Source organism: Neobacillus drentensis (assembly GCF_036965425.1).
GTDB lineage: Bacteria > Bacillota > Bacilli > Bacillales > Cytobacillaceae > Neobacillus > Neobacillus drentensis_F.
In genome coordinates this window covers 1-18,254 of record NZ_JBALPP010000078.1, presented here as the reverse complement: position 1 = coordinate 18,254, position 18,254 = coordinate 1, and the positions used below count along the sequence as shown (strand labels likewise).

At 38.6% G+C, this 18,254-nt stretch carries 20 protein-coding genes; 19 read left to right on the top strand and 1 reads right to left on the bottom strand.

The window, feature by feature from the left end:
• Positions 1 to 66 precede the first annotated feature (66 nt).
• The 18 genes from V7161_RS18725 (at position 67) to glgA (ending at position 16,538) form a co-directional block, all read left to right on the top strand.
• Positions 67 to 342 (top strand): glutaredoxin family protein, encoded by a 276-nt coding sequence (locus V7161_RS18725; protein WP_335714458.1) that lies wholly within the window; start codon positions 67 to 69, stop codon positions 340 to 342.
• A 55-nt stretch (positions 343 to 397) separates the two neighbouring features.
• The gene (locus V7161_RS18720) at positions 398 to 1,228 is read left to right on the top strand and encodes a transporter substrate-binding domain-containing protein (protein ID WP_335714457.1); all 831 of its coding nucleotides are present in this window, start codon (positions 398 to 400) and stop codon (positions 1,226 to 1,228) included.
• Positions 1,229 to 1,265: 37 nt separating this feature from the next.
• Positions 1,266 to 1,973, top strand: coding sequence for an amino acid ABC transporter permease (locus V7161_RS18715; protein WP_335714456.1), 708 nt, complete (start codon positions 1,266 to 1,268; stop codon positions 1,971 to 1,973).
• Between the two features lie 15 nt (positions 1,974 to 1,988).
• Positions 1,989 to 2,699 carry an amino acid ABC transporter permease gene (locus V7161_RS18710; protein ID WP_335714455.1) on the top strand — a complete coding sequence of 237 codons (711 nt, stop codon included), beginning with the start codon at positions 1,989 to 1,991 and terminating at the stop codon, positions 2,697 to 2,699.
• Positions 2,696 to 3,466 carry an amino acid ABC transporter ATP-binding protein gene (locus tag V7161_RS18705; RefSeq protein WP_335714454.1) on the top strand — a complete coding sequence of 257 codons (771 nt, stop codon included), beginning with the start codon at positions 2,696 to 2,698 and terminating at the stop codon, positions 3,464 to 3,466. The genes V7161_RS18710 and V7161_RS18705 overlap by 4 nt, the downstream gene beginning before the upstream one ends.
• Positions 3,467 to 3,496: 30 nt before the next feature.
• On the top strand, positions 3,497 to 4,009 hold the full coding sequence (locus tag V7161_RS18700) for a GNAT family N-acetyltransferase (protein ID WP_335714453.1): 513 nt from the start codon (positions 3,497 to 3,499) through the stop codon (positions 4,007 to 4,009).
• A 16-nt stretch (positions 4,010 to 4,025) separates the two neighbouring features.
• Entirely contained in the window at positions 4,026 to 5,165 is a 1,140-nt protein-coding gene (locus V7161_RS18695) for an amidohydrolase (protein WP_335714452.1), read from the top strand.
• 55 nt (positions 5,166 to 5,220) lie between these two features.
• Positions 5,221 to 5,445: a Fur-regulated basic protein FbpA gene (locus tag V7161_RS18690; RefSeq protein WP_420491643.1), complete on the top strand. Its 225-nt coding sequence runs from the start codon at positions 5,221 to 5,223 to the stop codon at positions 5,443 to 5,445.
• 42 nt (positions 5,446 to 5,487) lie between these two features.
• On the top strand, positions 5,488 to 6,045 hold the full coding sequence (gene ssuE, locus V7161_RS18685) for an NADPH-dependent FMN reductase (protein ID WP_335714450.1): 558 nt from the start codon (positions 5,488 to 5,490) through the stop codon (positions 6,043 to 6,045).
• 99 nt (positions 6,046 to 6,144) lie between these two features.
• Positions 6,145 to 6,288 carry a hypothetical protein gene (locus V7161_RS18680; RefSeq protein WP_335714449.1) on the top strand — a complete coding sequence of 48 codons (144 nt, stop codon included), beginning with the start codon at positions 6,145 to 6,147 and terminating at the stop codon, positions 6,286 to 6,288.
• Between the two features lie 25 nt (positions 6,289 to 6,313).
• The gene (locus V7161_RS18675) at positions 6,314 to 7,786 is read left to right on the top strand and encodes a sensor histidine kinase (RefSeq protein ID WP_335714448.1); all 1,473 of its coding nucleotides are present in this window, start codon (positions 6,314 to 6,316) and stop codon (positions 7,784 to 7,786) included.
• Positions 7,779 to 8,462: a response regulator gene (locus V7161_RS18670; RefSeq protein WP_335714447.1), complete on the top strand. Its 684-nt coding sequence runs from the start codon at positions 7,779 to 7,781 to the stop codon at positions 8,460 to 8,462. The genes V7161_RS18675 and V7161_RS18670 overlap by 8 nt, the downstream gene beginning before the upstream one ends.
• A 156-nt stretch (positions 8,463 to 8,618) precedes the next feature.
• Positions 8,619 to 9,911: a CitMHS family transporter gene (locus tag V7161_RS18665; RefSeq protein ID WP_335714446.1), complete on the top strand. Its 1,293-nt coding sequence runs from the start codon at positions 8,619 to 8,621 to the stop codon at positions 9,909 to 9,911.
• A gap of 79 nt (positions 9,912 to 9,990) precedes the next feature.
• A complete protein-coding gene (locus V7161_RS18660; protein ID WP_335714445.1) occupies positions 9,991 to 10,914 on the top strand; it encodes an AEC family transporter in 924 nt (307 codons plus the stop codon).
• A 112-nt stretch (positions 10,915 to 11,026) separates the two neighbouring features.
• Entirely contained in the window at positions 11,027 to 12,970 is a 1,944-nt protein-coding gene (gene glgB, locus V7161_RS18655) for a 1,4-alpha-glucan branching enzyme (RefSeq protein ID WP_335714471.1), read from the top strand.
• Positions 12,909 to 14,039, top strand: coding sequence for a glucose-1-phosphate adenylyltransferase (locus V7161_RS18650; RefSeq protein ID WP_335714444.1), 1,131 nt, complete (start codon positions 12,909 to 12,911; stop codon positions 14,037 to 14,039). The genes glgB and V7161_RS18650 overlap by 62 nt, the downstream gene beginning before the upstream one ends.
• A gap of 35 nt (positions 14,040 to 14,074) precedes the next feature.
• Positions 14,075 to 15,091 carry a sugar phosphate nucleotidyltransferase gene (locus V7161_RS18645; RefSeq protein WP_335714443.1) on the top strand — a complete coding sequence of 339 codons (1,017 nt, stop codon included), beginning with the start codon at positions 14,075 to 14,077 and terminating at the stop codon, positions 15,089 to 15,091.
• 7 nt (positions 15,092 to 15,098) lie between these two features.
• Entirely contained in the window at positions 15,099 to 16,538 is a 1,440-nt protein-coding gene (glgA, locus tag V7161_RS18640) for a glycogen synthase GlgA (RefSeq protein WP_335714442.1), read from the top strand.
• 95 nt (positions 16,539 to 16,633) lie between these two features.
• On the opposite strand, the gene V7161_RS18635 is transcribed toward glgA, so the two are convergent.
• Positions 16,634 to 16,855 carry a hypothetical protein gene (locus V7161_RS18635; protein WP_335714441.1) on the bottom strand — a complete coding sequence of 74 codons (222 nt, stop codon included), beginning with the start codon at positions 16,853 to 16,855 and terminating at the stop codon, positions 16,634 to 16,636.
• 148 nt (positions 16,856 to 17,003) lie between these two features.
• Between V7161_RS18635 and V7161_RS18630 the strand changes: the two genes are divergently transcribed.
• Positions 17,004 to 18,218, top strand: coding sequence for a DUF3298 and DUF4163 domain-containing protein (locus V7161_RS18630; protein ID WP_335714440.1), 1,215 nt, complete (start codon positions 17,004 to 17,006; stop codon positions 18,216 to 18,218).
• The last annotated feature ends 36 nt before the right edge of the window (positions 18,219 to 18,254 follow it).

The following is an 18,254-nucleotide window of genomic DNA, read 5'->3' as shown; positions in this document are numbered from 1 at the left end:
AATCAACAACCAAGTTTAACAGAGCTATATTAATCAAAAATGAAAAATTATTGGGAGGAATAAAAAATGGGAAAAGAATTATCTGTTGTGGTTTGGGCAAAAGAAGGGTGCCATTATTGCGGAGAGGTAAAACAATATTTAGAAGACAAAGGAATTAAATACGAAACAATAGATGTTACCCACCATGATGATCGCAGAGATGTTTTGGAAGTCAAGTATGGTATCCGTCATGTGCCAGTGGTTGAAATTGGCAAAGATGAGGTATATGAGGGAATCACACAAGTAGGAATCGAACATATCGAGAAAGTGCTAGAAAGATTTAATCATATAATATTGAAATAATTCCGACTAAATCAATAGAATTTAAAGTAAATAAAAAGGATAGGTGCAAATACTTATGAAGAAAAAATTTACGATTTTTGTAACGTTGCTGCTAACGTTAGCACTTGGCGCATGCTCTTCGCAAGAAACGAATAAAACAACCAAGGCAAGCACAGAAACCGCTAAAGGAGACACAAAAGTACAAAAAATCATAGTTGGCACAGGGACACAGTTTCCGAATGTCTGCTTTATTGATAAGAATGGAAAATTAACCGGTTATGATGTGGAATTAGTTCGAAAGATTGATGAAAAGCTGCCAGAATACCAGTTTGAATTCAAAACGATGGAGTTTTCTAATCTTTTAATTAGCTTAGAAACAAATAAAATTGATTTTATCGCCCACCAAATGGAAGTGAATGAAGAGCGCAAAAAGAAGTTTCTTTTCAATAACGAACCTTATAATATTTTTCCACTACATGTAACGGTCAATAAAAATAATAATGATATTCACTCGATTAAAGATTTAAAAGGGAAAAAGGCAATCGTAAGTGCAACTAGTAACTCCGCTGTTTTCTTAGAAAAGTATAACAAGGAAAATAACGCCGGAATTGAGATTGTCTATGCAGGTAATGGGCCAGATTCAACGATTAACCAACTTAAAACTGGCCGGGCAGATGCTACGATTACAACACCATTCTCTGTAGATTTCCTTAATAAGTCTGTCGATGCCCAGCAAAAAGTGGTCGGTGAACCGCTCTTGAATTCAAAAGTTTATTTCCTTCTTAGAAAGGATGAAACACCACTGCAAAAGAGAATCGACGAAGCGATCGTTGAGCTGAAAAAAGAAGGCGTAGTCAGTGAATTAAGTAAAAAATGGCTGGGAGCTGACTACACAGTCAACTTTTAAGCAATTGGAAGTAAGTGTGTTTGGAGGTGGTTAAAAAATGGGGAAAGCATTTGATCCTTCATTAATTATCGAATTTATACCGACATTATTTCATTATCTAGGGGTAACTCTTCAGATTTTAGCAGCATCTATTTTTCTAGGACTTATCCTCGGTGTAGCAGCCGCTATACCAAGGCTGTTTAATATACCTATCTTAAATCAATTGGTCATTTTATATGTTTCTTTTATACGCGGGACACCAATTCTAATCCAATTATTCCTTGTTTTTTATGGGTTACCTGCCGTCCTTCAGATAATCAAAATTGATGTTTCAAAACTTGAGGCAATTTATTTCGTAATCATTACTTATGCAATTAGTAATGGAGCTGGATTTTCAGAAATTTTTCGAGGAGCCATACGTGCGGTTGATAAAGGACAAACGGAAGCGGCCTATTCAGTGGGAATGACCAGCACGCAGAACTTCTTTCGAATCGTTATGCCACAGGCACTTCGGATTGCCTTTCCTAATGTGGCTAACTCTGTTATCGGTTCATTAAAGGATACTTCACTCGCGTTCACGATTGGTGTAATGGATATGATGGGAAGAGGAGATACGTTGATTTCAGCAACTGCCCATGCGCTGGAAGTGTATATATCTCTTTCTATTATCTATTATTCTGTTGTTCTATTGTTTGAAAAGACACTTGGAAAATTGGAAAAATTTTTCAATCGATATCAGAAAGCTGATCTATCAGCAGCTGCCTAAAAAGGAGGGACATACATGACGATCGATATTCCTTTTATCTGGACCGCTTTTAAAGAAATCATTAAGTCTCTTCCGATTACGCTGGTATTAACCCTTGTTCCCTTGGCGGTCGGTTTTTTGATCGGATTGGCGGTGGCACTAGTCAGGATATATAAAATAAGGTTTCTAAACCAGGCAGCGAATGGATATGTTTCTTTTTTTAGAGGTACGCCAATCATCATGCACATTATGGCTATTTATTATGGAATCCCTTTATTAATTGATCAGGTGTCATTCAAATTTGATTTAAACATTCAAACAAACAAAATACCAATTATATTGTTTGTATTGATTGCCTTATCGTTAGCCGCAGGGGCCTACTTATCTGAAATGATCCGCTCAGGGATCATCAGTGTTTCGACAGGTCAATTGGAAGCGGCTTACTCGGTGGGGATGACAAAGTTTCAAGCGATGTTCCGAATCGTTCTTCCACAGGCCTTGGCTCAGTCCATTCCCAATTTTACTAATCTATTTGTCGGTTTTTTACACACATCCTCTATTGCATTTCTCGTTTCAGAGAAAGAATTAACGGGTGCCGCTAATATCGTCGCTTCTACGAATCTGAAATTTTTAGAGGCCTTTATCGCGGCAGGAATCATCTATTGGGTACTTACAATTTTGGTAGAGGGAATTTCTTTTTTACTTGAAAAAAGGGTGACATCGTATAGTCGAGGAGGCGTGTCATGATTGATTTAAAAGGAATAAAAAAATCATTCAATAAAACGGATGTGTTGAAAGGGATTAACTTGAAAATCGAAAAAGGCGAAGTGGTAACGATTCTTGGTCCAAGTGGATCAGGAAAAACGACGCTGCTTAGATGCTTGAATTTTTTGGAGAAGCCTGATGGAGGCATGGTTCAAATTGGAAATCTACGGGTTGATTCTGAAAAGGCAACGAAAAAGCAAATGTTGTCTATTAGAAAACAATCGGCGATGGTTTTTCAACACTATAATTTATTTGCCCATAAGACGGTGTTGCAAAATGTAATGGAGGGGCTGATTGTCGCGAAAAAGGTAAAGAAAAAAGATGCCCGATACAGAAGCGAACGGGTGCTGGAAAAAGTAGGTCTTAAAGATAAATTACATCACTATCCATCGCAATTATCAGGTGGTCAGCAACAGCGGGTAGGAATTGCGAGGGCGCTGGCGCTAAATCCTGAAGTCATTCTCTTTGATGAGCCTACGTCCGCTCTTGATCCTGAATTAGTCGGCGATGTGCTTTCCGTTATTAAGACAATCGCACAGGAAGGGATTACGATGGTTGTGGTCACGCATGAAATGAGTTTTGCAAGGGAAGTTTCGGATCGTGTTTTGTTTATGGATGGAGGAGTGATTGTAGAAGAAGGTACACCGTTGGAAATTTTTCATGCTCCAAAGGAAGAGCGGACCCGTCGATTCTTGCAGCGCATTTCCAGTGACTCTTTTTTCTCCCCTTTAAAAGAACGGGTGAATTAAAACTAATTGAATTGGGAGATGGTGTTGATTATGGCAATTAACCAAATTATTATAGACGAATTAGTGGAAGATGAAAAAGAAACGGTTCGTAACCTATTAGTGGAGAGCTATCAGCAGTATGAGGATGCTTATACAAATCCACAAGTTTGGGAGACTTATTTAACCAATATTAAGGGATCTGTAGACAATCCAGACGTGGAAAAGATCTTGATTGCGAAAAGCGATGATAAAATTCTTGGTACACTGCAGTTATTTCTGTCATCAGAAAAGGCCTATCAAAGACCGGAATTACAAATTTTTTCCCCGATTGTTCGCTTATTGGCTGTTCATCCAGAGGCGCGGGGGCGCGGCATCGCCCAGGAATTACTGAAAGCGAGTCTAGATTTTGCAAAGTCGCAGGGAGCAGATAAATTGTATTTGCACACCGGTGATAAAATGCAAAAAGCGGTTCGATTGTATGAATGGCTGGGATTTAAGCGTGATCGAACGAAAGAATTTATGAACAATGATATTTTAGTAAAGTGCTATCGATTTGATTTATAGGAAAGGAATTTTTGTTATGAATCAGGAGGAATTTGAGCGGTACTTGATATCGATTCGTCGTCATTTGCATCAATACCCGGAATTATCGAAACAAGAATTTGAAACAACGAAGTCCATCGAAAAATGGCTTCAAGAACTAGACATCCCGCTTCGGAAAACGGAGTTGAAAACAGGTGTGTTTGCTGACATAAAAGGAGGGAAACCTGGTCCGATTGTGGCGGTACGTGCGGATATTGATGCACTTCCAATTGAGGAAAAAACGAACCTGCCATATGCTTCAAAAAATAAAGGGGTCATGCATGCTTGCGGTCATGACTTTCATACAGCGGCACTTATCGGTGCGGCTCGTCTTTTAAAAAGATATCAGCCTGAACTAAATGGAACCATACGCTTGATCTTTCAACCAGCAGAGGAATTAGGAGGAGGCGCCAAACAGGTAATAGATGACGGACAGTTGGATGGAGTTGAGGCTATTATTGGTCTTCACAATAAACCAGACCTGCCTGTTGGCACCATTGGTCTAAAGGAAGGCCCATTAATGTCGGCAGTAGATCGGTTTCAGATTGTTCTGTATGGAAAAGGAAGTCATGCCGCCATTCCGCAAAATGGAAAGGACCCAATCCTCACTGCCGGTCATCTTATTACGGCCCTTCAGACTGTGGTCAGTCGAAATGTGTCCCCGCTTCATAGTGCTGTACTGAGTGTGACGAAGATAATCGGCGGCAGTACATGGAACGTCATTCCAGGGGAAGTAAAACTGGAGGGAACAATTCGAACCTTTGATCAGGCTATCCGAGACGAAGTAAAGTCGAGGTTCTACAGCATTGTCGAAGCGATTGCTGGAGCTTTTTCACACGAAGTGGAAATTGATTGGTTTGGAGGACCTCCGCCACTTACCAATCATAAGACAATCACAGAAGTTGCCAAGAAATCTGCCGAAAAGCAGTGGTTGTATGTCATCGATCCAGAACCGTCCATGGCTGGTGAGGATTTCTCCTACTATCTTCAAGAGATTCCAGGAACATTTGCTTTTTTGGGTACAAATGGGACCGAGGAATGGCACCATCCTGCATTCACTCTGGATGAATCAGCCCTTATAAAAGCGGCGTATTATTTATTTGAAACATCAAGAGAATTGTTAAATCTAAATTACTGAAATGTTAGTATCACCCATTTTTATGAAAGAAGGAATTTAAAGTCAATTTATAGGAGTGATTGAGTTGGGAGAGATTCTTCGAAAAGCCGTGGAAAATAAGCGGAAAAATTTAATCGACAAACTCATTGCTTTTAATGTCTATAAGAAAGATGATCAACATCTTTTTGAATTATCCTTGACGCAACTTGAAGACGAATATAAAAGATTTCAATCACTTAATCATCCACATAGCGATTTTGGGTCGATTCAAGTGATTAAACAAAAACGGAATAAAAGGTAATTTGGAATTTAAAAAATTATTTATGAAAGGGAGTTCGAACGAATGAGTAAAGTTACAATTATTTCTGGAAGCCCATCAGAGGTAACGAGATTAAATGGTGTATTACATGATGTTTTAAATTATTTCCATGGAGTACAGACAACTCCGGAAATAATAAATGTCCGCCATTTGCCGGCAGAAGATTTAATTCTGGCGAAGTTTGATAGTGAAGAAATTAAAAAAGCGAATCAAAAGGTTGAGGATTCAAATATTATCGTAATTCTCACACCGGTTTATAAAGCATCATTCACAGGAGTATTAAAAACATATTTGGATCTCCTGCCGCAAAACGGTCTCGAGGGTAAGACTGTTTTACCAATTGCGGTAGGCGGCACTTTTGGTCACTTATTAATGATTGATTATGCCCTAAAACCTGTCCTTTCTGCTTTGGGAGCAACCAATATATTAAAAGGGGCATTTATTTTAGACAATCAAATTAATAAATTAGGAAATAACCGCTATGCATTAAATTCAGAAGCCAAAGAGCGTTTAGAATCTTCATTAGAATCGATAAAGCCTTCATTAACCACTCGAGAAAGTGGTTCAAGGTCCATTGTATGAAGGTAAGATTTTACGGTAGCCGTTTGCTGCCGTTTTTTTTATTAATGAAAACATTTACAAACAATTTTCCAGAAATTAAGGATATAATGGTTTTTAAACATGATCCATGCAGCTTCAAAAGGAGGTGTGCCGCCTGAAAACGAAAAAAATATTATTACAGACAAAAATATTTGGGCTGGTCCTATCGCTGAGTTTATTGTTGATTCTGCTGTTGACCGTATTTTTCAGCTATATGGAAAGTAAACAAATAGAGGAAAACAAGGGCCGGATGGCATTGGAAATCTCGAAAACAGTATCCTTTATTCCACCTATAATCTCGGCATTTCAAACTAATGATCCTTCTAAAACGATTCAGCCGATTGCAGAAAAGATCCGTAAAGAGACGGGGGCTGAATTTGTTGTCATCGGAAACAAAGAGGGAATAAGATATTCACATCCAATAACATCTAAGATTGGGAAGAAAATGAGGGGTGGAGATAATGAAAAGGCCCTTAACAAAGGAGAATTTTATGTCTCCAAAGCGAAGGGGTCACTCGGACCTTCGATTAGAGGGAAATCTCCTATTTTTAACGAAAACGGGGATGTAATCGGAATCGTTTCTGTAGGTTTCTTGCTTCAGGATGTAAGGCAGCAAATTATGAACACTCTTTCCAAGGTGCTTCTTGTTTCACTTTTTGCCCTTATCATTTCGCTAATCGGCAGCATCCTGCTCGGACGGAACATTCGTAAGGATACAATGGGGCTTGAACCTTATGAAATAGCGTCACTTTATAAAGAAAAGAACGCCGTCCTGCATGGTGTTAAGGAAGGTATTTTGGCCATCAATAAAGATGGATTCATCACGATGATGAATCAGCCGGCGAAACGACTTTTACATATAAAGGGATCTGTCCGCCATTTGAAGGTGGACGGGCTGTTCCCATCGGATTACCTATATGAGGTACTAAGAACGGGAAATCCGCAAGAGGATAAAGAAATGGTCTGGAAGGATAAAACCGTTATTGTCAATTGCACCCCGCTCTTTGATGAAACAGGAATTAGTGGAGTCGTAGCTTCTTTCCGGGATAAAACCGAGATTGAGCAAATGGTCAATACCATATCAGAAGTAAAAAGTTATTCCGAAGATTTACGGGCCCAGACACATGAATTTACCAATAAATTATATGTGTTAATGGGATTGCTTCAACTCGGCGAATATGAACAGGCAATTGAGATGATCCAAACGGAAACGCAAAATTTTCAGATTCAGAATTCTATAGTTTTTAACCATATTAAAGATACCAAGGTGCAGGCGATTCTGTTAGGAAAGCTAGGAAAAGCCTCAGAAAAGAAAATAAACTTTGAAATTGTTGCTGACAGCTATTTAGAGGAATTACCATCCCATATTAAACTTTCGAACCTGATCATTATCCTAGGGAACTTAATAGATAATGCCTTTGAAGCTGTCTATGGTAAAGAATCTCCTACCGTAAAATTGTTCACGACTGATATCGGAAGTGATATCATTTTTGAGATTGCCGATAATGGAAAGGGAATTAGTGAAAGAGAAATTCCTCTACTATTTAACAGGGGATATTCTTCTAAGACTGGAGTTGAGCCAAGAGGATTTGGCCTCGCAAATGCAGAAGAGGCTGTAGCTGAAATGAATGGAATGATTGAGGTTCAAAGTAATCCTGAAAATGGAACGGTCTTTACGGTGTACCTTCCAAAGGAATACGAGAGGAGTCAAAAAGTTGAATAAGATAAAAGCGGTTATTGCAGAAGATGATTTTCGGATCGCTGATATCCACGAAAAATTTTTAAAAAAATTTAAGGAAATTGAAGTGGCTGGAAAAGCATTGAATGGCAGTCAGACGCTTCAATTACTGGAGGAAAACGCACCGGATTTATTAATATTGGATGTGTACATGCCGGACATGCTCGGCTCTGATTTGCTTCCCATTGTCCGTGAGCAATTCCCAAAAGTAAATATAATTATGATAACAGCAGCAACCGATAAAGCGTTCATTGAAAAAGCGTTGGGTTATGGAGTAGAAAACTATTTGATAAAACCAGTAAACCGAGAAAGATTTGACGAAGTCATTCTCGATTTTATTAAAAAGCACTCTCTTTTAAATTCAGAACAGGAAATAAACCAAAAATATGTGGACCTTCTTTTTGGAAATAAAGAAATTGAAAAACCAGGAAAGGAAGCTGGATTGCCAAAAGGTATCGATGAAATTACACTAAGTAAGGTGAAAAACGTTCTCCAGGTTAAAAACCAAGGCCTTTCTGCTGAAGAGGTGGGAAATGAAATTGGAGCCTCCCGAATCACAGCGCGCCGCTATTTGGAATACCTGTCATCCATAAAGGAAGTCAAGGCGGAAGTGGTCTATGGTATCGTCGGAAGACCGGAAAGAAAATATTATCCTATTTAAAGAAAGATGCCGACATTGGTATCTTTTCTTTTTTGAGTTCCGTGAACAAAATGTACAAAATACATCTTTATTTACAATAATAACTTTATTTTGCAAACGTTTTCACTCTAGAAAATTTTGATTATTATTAATTTACAAACAAAAGGGGTGAAGACGATGTTAGCAACTTTAGGATTTTTAATGATTATTGTATTTATGGTATTAATTATGACAAAACGTCTTTCAGCAATGATCGCCTTAATGGTGGTGCCGGTTGTATTTGCCTTAATCGGCGGATTCGGAAAAGAAATGGGGCCAATGGCGCTTGAAGGGATTAAAAGCGTGGCACCGACAGGAATCATGATCCTGTTTGCGATTCTCTTTTTCGGAATAATGATCGATGCGGGGGTATTTGACCCTATCATTTCGACAATCTTGAAACTAGTAAAAGGGGATCCCGTAAAAATTGCAATAGGAACAGCTATTCTTGCACTTTTAATCTCCCTTGATGGTGATGGAACAACAACTTATATGATTACCATTTCTGCCATGCTTCCTTTGTATAAGCGAATCGGCATGAAACCATTGGTATTAGCGGGAATTGCGGTATCCTCATCAGGAGTAATGAACCTTCTGCCGTGGGGCGGACCAACAGCTAGAGCGATGACGGCTTTACATCTTGAAATGGGCGATATTTTTACTCCAGTAATTCCAAGTATGGTAGGTGGCGTGCTTTTTGTATTGTTTATGGCTTACACCCTTGGACGAAAAGAGCGGAAACGAATTGGTGTCCTTGAAATCGATTATAGCACTTTATCAGAAATAGCGGCTACAACAGCGGATGACTACTTAAAGCGTCCAAAGTTAATCATCGTAAACTATTTACTTACTATTCTATTGTTAGTTGCACTAATTCAAGAGGTACTGCCATCAACTGTATTGTTTATGATTGGCTTTGCCATTGCCATTACGATCAATTATCCAAATATAAAAGAACAAAAAGAACGAATCATGCACTATGCTGATAATGCATTGTCTGTTGTTTCCATGGTTTTTGCGGCAGGGATTTTTACAGGGATTCTATCAGGAACGAAAATGGTTGATGCAATGGCCGGAACGATGATTTCACATATCCCAGATGCCCTTGGCTCTCATTTTGCTCTTATTACCGCGATAATCAGTGCACCATTTACATTTTTTATGTCGAACGATGCTTTTTACTACGGTGTACTTCCTTTACTTGCCAAGGCGGCAAGTGGATATGGAATTGATCCGGCTATGATCGGACGAGCATCTCTAATGGGATTACCGGTTCATCTATTAAGCCCATTAGTGCCTTCGACTTATTTATTGGTTGGAATGGTTGGTAAAGATTTCGGAGATTTACAGCGTTCTTTCCTAAAATGGGCCTGCGGATCAACAGCGGTCATGATTTTAGTCGCGATTATTTTATCCATTATTCCGATTTAACTAGGTTAATATAGTCCAAGACCCTTTAAGAGGTTTTGGGCTTTATTAATTTTAAAGGAATGATAAAAAGGGGAATATTATGGAAGTATTTTTTCTTATATTAATAAATGTCATTTTACCAGTCTTTACGTTAATAGGGGCGGGAGTATTTTTACATCGGAAATTTCAGTTTGATATGAATACATTATCTAAATTAAATAACTATTTTTTGATGCCTTGTGTTAGTTTTGTAAATATTTATCAAACAAATGTTGGTGGAAAAACACTTGTCCATATATTGAGCTTTTTATTAATACAATGCAGTAGTTTAATGCTTATTACGGCAGTCATTTCGAAAGCAGCCAAATTTGAAAACGGTTTGTCTTCGACCTTCAAAAATAGCGTGGTCCTTAACAATTCTGGAAACTTTGGGCTTCCAGTAAGCCAGCTTGTTTTCCAGCATAGTCCATTGGGTGCGTCCATCCAAATTGTGGTCATGATTTTTCAGAACTTACTCACCTACACCTATGGGCTGCTAAATTCGGTTTCGGTTGATCAAAGTGGAATTATAGCAATAAAGAAGTTTTTAAAAAATCCAGTTATTTATGCTTTCTTATTGGGATTGATTCTCCACACCCTTCATATTAAATTACCCGATTTTCTATGGACACCAATCATCAATACTTCTGATGCTTTTCTGGCCGTTGCACTCGTTACGCTTGGTGCTCAAAGTGCCTATATAAAAATTAGCAAATTTTCTTTGCCTCTGTTTCTAAGTTTATTTGGCCGTCTCATTCTTTCACCAGCCATCGCATTCCTTATTATTTTTCTTTTAAAATTAGATGGAACTACGGCACAGGCGTTGTTTATTGCCAGCTCCTTCCCAACATCAAGAAATAGTGCTTTATTTGCTCTAGAATATGGCAATCATCCAGAATATGCCGCTCAAGTTGTTTTGCTGTCTACCTTGCTTAGCATGATTACCGTAACCACTGTTGTTTTTTTATCAACCATTTTATTTTAATCGTTTGATTTTGAAATGCTGTCCAGAATAATGGGCAGCTTCTTTTAACATGCTACAAATTAGAGTGTTTGATTATGGAGATGGAAAATTAAGCAACATAGAGGTGAGAATTTTGACCTTAACACATCCAACAGATTATGATGTCCACCTTTTTCATGAAGGAAGTTTGTATGAATGCTACAAGGTCTTTGGGGCACATCTTGAAATACAGAATGGGGTAAAGGGTACTCGTTTTTCTGTCTGGTCTCCCCATGCCGCCGAAGTAAACGTGGTTGGGGATTTTAATAAGTGGGATGGAACCCGGCATGGAATGACAAAACTAAATGTTGAAGGAATTTGGTCATTATTTATTCCAGGTCTATTGGAACATGAGATATACAAGTATCAAATTATCACTGCTAAGGGAGATACCATCCTAAAGTCAGATCCCTATGCATTTTATTCTGAGCTCAGGCCGCACACGGCATCAATTGTTTACAACATTGAAGGATATGATTGGAACGATCAAAAGTGGTTTAAAAATAATCGAAAGAAAAGTGTCTATGAAGAACCACTTGCCATTTACGAGGTGCATTTAGGTTCTTGGAAGAAAAAGGACGATGGTGAGTTTTATTCATACCGAGAGCTGGCTGAGGATCTGATTCCATATGTTCTTGAGCATAAATTTACACATGTTGAAATCATGCCTATAATTGAACATCCTTATGATCGTTCCTGGGGCTACCAAGGAACCGGATATTATTCCCCGACAAGTCGTTATGGAACACCGCAGGATTTGATGTATTTTATCGACCATTGTCATCAAAGTGGTATAGGGATTATCCTTGATTGGGTTCCAGGACATTATGGCAGGGATGCTCATGGTTTGTATATGTTTGATGGGCTGCCTGTATATGAATATGAAGATACATACGTACGCGAGAATGAAATATGGGGAACCGCCAATTTTGATTTGGGAAAGCCTGAAGTGCAGAGCTTCTTGATCTCAAACGCCTTATTCTGGATGAAATACTACCATGTTGACGGTTTTCGGATCGATGCAGTTGCCAATATGCTGTACTGGAATGCCGGGGGTATCTATCAAAAAAATGAATTCGCCGTTTCGTTTCTACGAAAGCTGAATGAGATTGTCTTTGATGCCAATCCAGCCATTTTGATGATGGCGGAAGATTCGACAGATTGGCCGCTAGTGACGGCGCCTGCTTATGAAGGCGGCTTAGGCTTTAACTATAAATGGAATATGGGGTGGATGAACGATATTTTAAAATATATGGAAGCAGAGCCCCAGAATCGTAAGGAATTGCATGATAAAGTCACCTTCTCCCTCCTGTATGCATTTTCGGAAAACTTCGTCCTGCCGTTGTCACATGATGAGGTGGTTCACGGCAAAAAATCCCTTTTAAATAAAATGCCGGGTGATTATTGGCGGAAATTTGCCCAGCTTCGCCTATTGTTTGGATATTTCATGACACACCCTGGTAAAAAGCTATTGTTTATGGGCGGAGAGTTCGGTCAGTTTGATGAATGGAAGGATTTAGAGGATTTAGATTGGGAATTACACGAATTCGAGATGCACCGCTTCATGCATGATTACTTTAAAGAATTGATGCACCTGTATAAACGTTCAAAACCATTGTGGGAACTAGACCATGATAATGAAGGCTTTGAGTGGATTGATTCAGACAATAAAGAGCAAAGTATTTTCTCCTTTATTAGAAAAGGGAAAATTGAAGACAATATTCTTATTATGGTTTGCAATTTTACAGAGGTTGTTTATGAAAACTATAAAGTGGGGGTTCCTTCCTACAATTATTACATTGAAATTTTAAATAGTGATGCGGTTGTTTATGGTGGTTCGGGCAGGGTAAATAAAAAGAAAATCAAAACAATTGAAAAGCCGTTTCATAATCAGCCATGCTATCTGGAGATGACCATCCCGCCTTTTGGTATATCCATTTTACGACCAGTGAAAACAAGAAAGGGGAAAATAAGCAATGGTACAGAAAAAAAAGTGCATAGCCATGTTACTGGCAGGCGGCCAGGGCAGCCGTCTTAGTGCGTTGACAAGAGATAAGGCGAAGCCTGCCGTTTCATTTGGCGGCAAGTATAGAATCATTGATTTTCCGTTAAGCAACTGTACAAACTCAGGAATTGATACAGTAGGTGTATTGACCCAGTATCTGCCACTAGTATTGCATTCCTATATCGGGATCGGCAGCGCCTGGGATTTAGATAGAATTAATGGCGGGGTTACCGTATTGCCTCCCTATTCGGAAACGGCAGGCGTCCGGTGGTATAAAGGTACGGCAAACGCCATTTACCAAAATTTAAATTATTTAAAACAATACAATCCAGAGTACGTTCTAATCCTTTCAGGCGACCATATTTATAAAATGGATTATTCTAAAATGCTTGATTACCATATCGAAAAAGAAGCAGATGTATCAATTTCCGTTATTGAGGTTCCCTGGGAGGAAGCGAACCGCTTTGGAATTATGAATACCAACGAGGAATTAGAAATTATTGAATTTGAGGAAAAACCGAAAGAGCCAAAAAGCAATTTAGCATCAATGGGAATCTACATCTTTAAATGGCCGGTTTTAAGAATGTTTTTAGAGATGGATGATAAAAATCCTGAATCAAGCAATGATTTTGGCAAGGATATCATTCCATTATTACTAGAAGAAAAGAAAAGGGTCGTGGCCTATCCTTTCCAAGGCTATTGGAAGGATGTCGGTACGGTAGGAAGCTTGTGGGAAGCCAATATGGACTTATTAAAAGAAGATACGGACTTTGATCTTTATGATCGTAATTGGAGAATTTATTCTGTCAATCCAAATCAGCCGCCTCAATATATTGCTCCAACCGCACAAATAGAGGAGTCATTGATTAATGAAGGTTGTATTGTTGAAGGGACGATTAAGCATTCAGTTTTGTTCCAAGGCGTTACAGTTAAGGAAGGAAGTATGATTAAGGACTCTGTTATCATGCCGGACGCCCGTGTCGGAAAAAATGTAGTTATCGAGCGAGCGATTGTCGCACCAGGTATGGTGGTGGAGGATAATGCTATTATTCGTCCCTCAAATAACAAAGATGCTGTAATTTTGTTTGCTAATGAAGAATAGTCACAAAAACTTACTAGGAAAGGTAGGAGGATACTTTGTCGTGTTCCATGCTTGGCATTATCAATGCAACCAATGAGTTTGAAACATTTCAGAATTTAACTGCCCATCGTACCTTAGCATCTCTTCCCTTTGCAGGCCGTTATCGTTTAATTGACTTTATGTTATCAAATATGGTGAACTCAGGGATTACGAATGTAGCGATTTTCACCGGACATGAGATACGGTCGTTAATGGACCATTTAGGGTCTGGAAAGCAATGGGACTTGGACAGAAAGCGTGATGGTCTGTTTGTGTTCACGCCAGATGGAAAATCCCGGTACGAACGATTTGGGTCATTTGCACATTTCTCGAAAAATATCACCTATTTCTTACGCAGTAAGCAAAAGTATGTTGTCATTACCAATTGCTACACAGTTGGAACCATAGATTTCTGTAAAATATTAGATCATCATATTGAAATGGAAGCGGATATTACGGAGGTATCTAATGATGGGAAATCGCTGGAAACCTATATTTTGAGCAAAGATTTATTGCTTTCTCTTTTTGAAAAATACAAGAATCAAGGATATTACAGTATTTTTGATGTAGTTCATGATAAACGTCATAATTTTAAAATAAATTTGTATGAATGTACAGGCTTTATTGCGATTATTGACTCGCTTCAAAGTTACTATCGAAATAGTATGGATTTGCTGCAGCCGACCGTTTGGAAGCAAATATTTTCAAAGGAAGAACCAATTTTCACGAAGGTAAAGGACGAGCCGCCAACACGGTATAAGAGGGAAGCAAAGGTTGCCAATTCAATGATTGCAAATGGATGCGTAATTGAAGGGGAAGTGGAGAATAGCATCCTTTTCCGTTCTGTTAAAGTTGGAAAAGGTGCTGTGATTCGAAACTCTATCATCATGCAGAAGTGTCAAATAGGTGAAAATTGTGTACTGGATGGAGTCATTATCGATAAAGATGTCAGGATTGAGAATAGTGTACACTTGACAGGAACCTTAGTGTCACCTTATATAGTAGGTAAAGGTACAGTTCAAGAGGGGCGTTGAGGATAAAGTGAAAGTGTTATTTGCAGTTTCTGAGTGTGTTCCGTTTGTGAAAACAGGCGGACTTGCAGACGTAGCGGGCGCATTGCCTAAAGCCTTAAAAAAGTTAGGGGCAGATGTACGCGTTATACTGCCAAATTACAGTTTAATTCCAGAAAAGCTGAGAAAATCATTTCAATTTCAACAGGCGATTTATGTGCAGCTCGGTTGGCGCAGTCAATACTGTGGTATCTATTCCTTTGAGCATGACGGGATTACCTATTATTTAATTGATAACGAATATTATTTTTATCGTGATACTCTATATGGCCATAATGATGATGGGGAACGATTTTCTTTTTTCTCGAAGGCAGTACTGGAATGCATTCCCCATCTGGATTTCTTCCCTGATGTGATTCATTGTCATGACTGGCACACAGGCATGGTGAATTTTTTATTGGACGCCCAGTATCGTCTCAATCCGCTTTATAGGGACATGAAAACGGTATTTACAATTCACAATTTGCAGTTCCAGGGGATTTTCCCATATGAGGTAATGAGTGATTTGTTAGGATTAAGTCATCAATATTTTAACAGCGAGCAGCTGGAGTTTTACGGAAATGTTAACTTTATGAAGGGCGGAATTGTTTCATCTGATGTCGTAACAAGTGTCAGCCCGACCTATAAAGAGGAGATTCAGTATCCCTATTTTGGCGAAAGACTTGATGGCTTTTTACGAAAGCACAGCGATAAGCTTATTGGCATCGTAAATGGCATTGACGACGTTGCCTACAATCCCAGAGCTGACCAAGATATCGCGGTTTCCTATGATCTAGATTCATTAGAGGGTAAAGCAGCAAATAAGAAAGAGCTGCAGAAATATTTCGGACTGCCGGAAAGGGAAAACACCCCCGTAATAGCGATGGTAACCCGCTTAACCGCACAAAAAGGGTTAGACTTGGTCCACCATGTTTTTCACAGCATGCTGCAGGAGGATGTCCAATTCATCGTTCTTGGGTCTGGAGACCATCAATTTGAAAACTTCTTTAGTCGAATGGAGCAAGAATTTCCAGATAAGGTAAGGGTCTATTTAGGCTTTAATGAAGCGTTGGCACATCAAATTTATGCGGGCGCTGATTTGTTTTTAATGCCTTCACAGTTTGAGCCTTGCGGATTAGGGCAGCTTATTGCCCTTCAGTACGGAACCATCCCGATTGTTAGAGAAACAGGCGGATTGAATGATACGGTCCATTCTTATAATGAAAGCACTGGTGACGGCAACGGATTCACATTTAAGAATTTCAACGCCCACGATATGCTGCATACAGTTAGAAGAGCGATTTATTTTTATCAACAAAAGGAAACTTGGAATAGCTTAGTGCAAAATGCGATGAGTCAAGATTATAGCTGGATGCAGTCTGCCAAGAAATACAATGAGATTTATGAGGACCTGCTTGAGGACAACCTATAGAGTAAACCATAACCTGGAACCGGGCATCTTGCCTGGTTTTTTATTTTTACTGAAAAAACAAAAACAGTGGGAAAACAAATACCTCCCACTGTTTATTACTTCTTAAAAGATTTCTGACGAACAGCTGCTTGTAATGGGACAGCAAATTCTATGGGACCTGCAAGTGGAACTAATGTAGTTCCAACTGTAGTATATCCAACAGGAGCGACCCGTTGAGCTTTACCAGCCCCACAACCAATTTGCAGAACACCACTATTGATCATTTGGCCAATTTTCAAAAAACGGATATCAAATGATTGCTGAAGATGGTTATCCATTTCAATCACCTCTTATTAATATATGATCAAGAGTTAGGTTCAGTTCTGAAAATAATAATGCCCAAATGATAAATAAATTTTAAGGGATTCTAAAAAATGCGAAAAATACTATATTTGTTCAGTGATGGATATGAAGGGGAGTGAGTGGATGAAATTGAAGTGGAGCATACCCATTGCTTTGGTTGTTTTCTTTGCTGCAGGATGTGGCGATTCGCAAAAAACAAAGCATGATTTAGAACAACAAAAAATAACAGAAAAAAATCAATCAGAACTAACCAGTGATCAAACGAATAAGCCTGCCGTTAAACCAGAAAAATCTAGCGCTCAATCAGAAAAAACCACAATTCAACCTGGCAATACCACCAATCAACTTGAAACATCTACTCATCAAACGATAAAGATTCATGACGTGGCCATTCAAAAAGAAAGCCCGATTATCAACATTATTTATCCACAAATTGATGGCATGAAAGATAAATTGGCACAAATAGAAATTAATGAAAGTTTGAAGAAAAAGGCGAGCACTGCAGATGAGAGTCAAATGACCAATGATGATCCAAGTTCGCCGTCATCGTTCTATTCAAAATACGAAATCACATTCCAAAATGAACATCTCATTTGTTTTGTGTATGATCAATATTATTATCTTAGCGGGGCTGCACATGGAATGCCAGCGCGAGTTCCTATATTGGTGGATTTGGATAATGGGAAGATGGTTGAACCAAACGAAATGTTTAATGATTTAGATAAAGCAAAACAAATTATTACACAACTCGTCCTAAAAGAGGATGTTTTGCACACGCTTGAAGCTATGGGTGAGTTTAAACAAATAACCTCAGATGATTTAATGCAAATTTATCTAATAAAGGAAGGCTTAATTATTTATTTCCCACCATATGAATACGCTTCCTATGCTGAAGGTACGCTTCAATATCAACTTCCTTTTTCGGATATAACGGGCATTTTAAATACTGCATTTTTCAATAGTCATGGGATTGATATTTCAAAACCAAGTAACTTAATAACCATTTATGCTTCCGAAGGGTATCATTTTTCGGTTCCAAAAACATGGATTGATCGTTTGGTATTTCAAAGAGCAGATTACGAGGCAAATAATCCTTGGTTTGATGAAGTCAATATATATTACAATTCTTCTGATAAACCGGTATTGTTTAGTATCCATATGTATGAAAAACAAGTATGGACTTCGTTAAACCCGGAAACGGAAGTAAAATTGGAGGAAGACAATAATATTATTTATTCCTATTCAGTCGGAAAAAACCCACAGAATGATTTACAAGTCAATGATTTCATTAACAACGTAGTTCCCGAAATAATGAAAACTTTCCAAATAGATTTCTAAAGTTAGAACAGGATAGTCAAACATTATTCCAATGTG

Bases quoted from the DNA above. Each gene is read 5' to 3' on its own strand.
- V7161_RS18680 (WP_335714449.1), top strand. From the start codon at position 6,145: ATGATCCATGCAGCTTCAAAAGGAGGTGTGCCGCCTGAAAACGAAAAA.
- V7161_RS18710 (WP_335714455.1), top strand. From the start codon at position 1,989: ATGACGATCGATATTCCTTTTATCTGGACCGCTTTTAAAGAAATCATT.
- V7161_RS18720 (WP_335714457.1), top strand. From the start codon at position 398: ATGAAGAAAAAATTTACGATTTTTGTAACGTTGCTGCTAACGTTAGCA.
- V7161_RS18705 (WP_335714454.1), top strand. From the start codon at position 2,696: ATGATTGATTTAAAAGGAATAAAAAAATCATTCAATAAAACGGATGTG.
- V7161_RS18675 (WP_335714448.1), top strand. From the start codon at position 6,314: ATGGCATTGGAAATCTCGAAAACAGTATCCTTTATTCCACCTATAATC.
- V7161_RS18665 (WP_335714446.1), top strand. From the start codon at position 8,619: ATGTTAGCAACTTTAGGATTTTTAATGATTATTGTATTTATGGTATTA.
- V7161_RS18715 (WP_335714456.1), top strand. From the start codon at position 1,266: ATGGGGAAAGCATTTGATCCTTCATTAATTATCGAATTTATACCGACA.
- V7161_RS18635 (WP_335714441.1), bottom strand. From the start codon at position 16,855: ATGGATAACCATCTTCAGCAATCATTTGATATCCGTTTTTTGAAAATT.
- V7161_RS18660 (WP_335714445.1), top strand. From the start codon at position 9,991: ATGGAAGTATTTTTTCTTATATTAATAAATGTCATTTTACCAGTCTTT.
- V7161_RS18695 (WP_335714452.1), top strand. From the start codon at position 4,026: ATGAATCAGGAGGAATTTGAGCGGTACTTGATATCGATTCGTCGTCAT.
- V7161_RS18650 (WP_335714444.1), top strand. From the start codon at position 12,909: ATGGTACAGAAAAAAAAGTGCATAGCCATGTTACTGGCAGGCGGCCAG.
- V7161_RS18700 (WP_335714453.1), top strand. From the start codon at position 3,497: ATGGCAATTAACCAAATTATTATAGACGAATTAGTGGAAGATGAAAAA.
- V7161_RS18725 (WP_335714458.1), top strand. From the start codon at position 67: ATGGGAAAAGAATTATCTGTTGTGGTTTGGGCAAAAGAAGGGTGCCAT.
- ssuE (WP_335714450.1), top strand. From the start codon at position 5,488: ATGAGTAAAGTTACAATTATTTCTGGAAGCCCATCAGAGGTAACGAGA.
- V7161_RS18630 (WP_335714440.1), top strand. From the start codon at position 17,004: ATGAAATTGAAGTGGAGCATACCCATTGCTTTGGTTGTTTTCTTTGCT.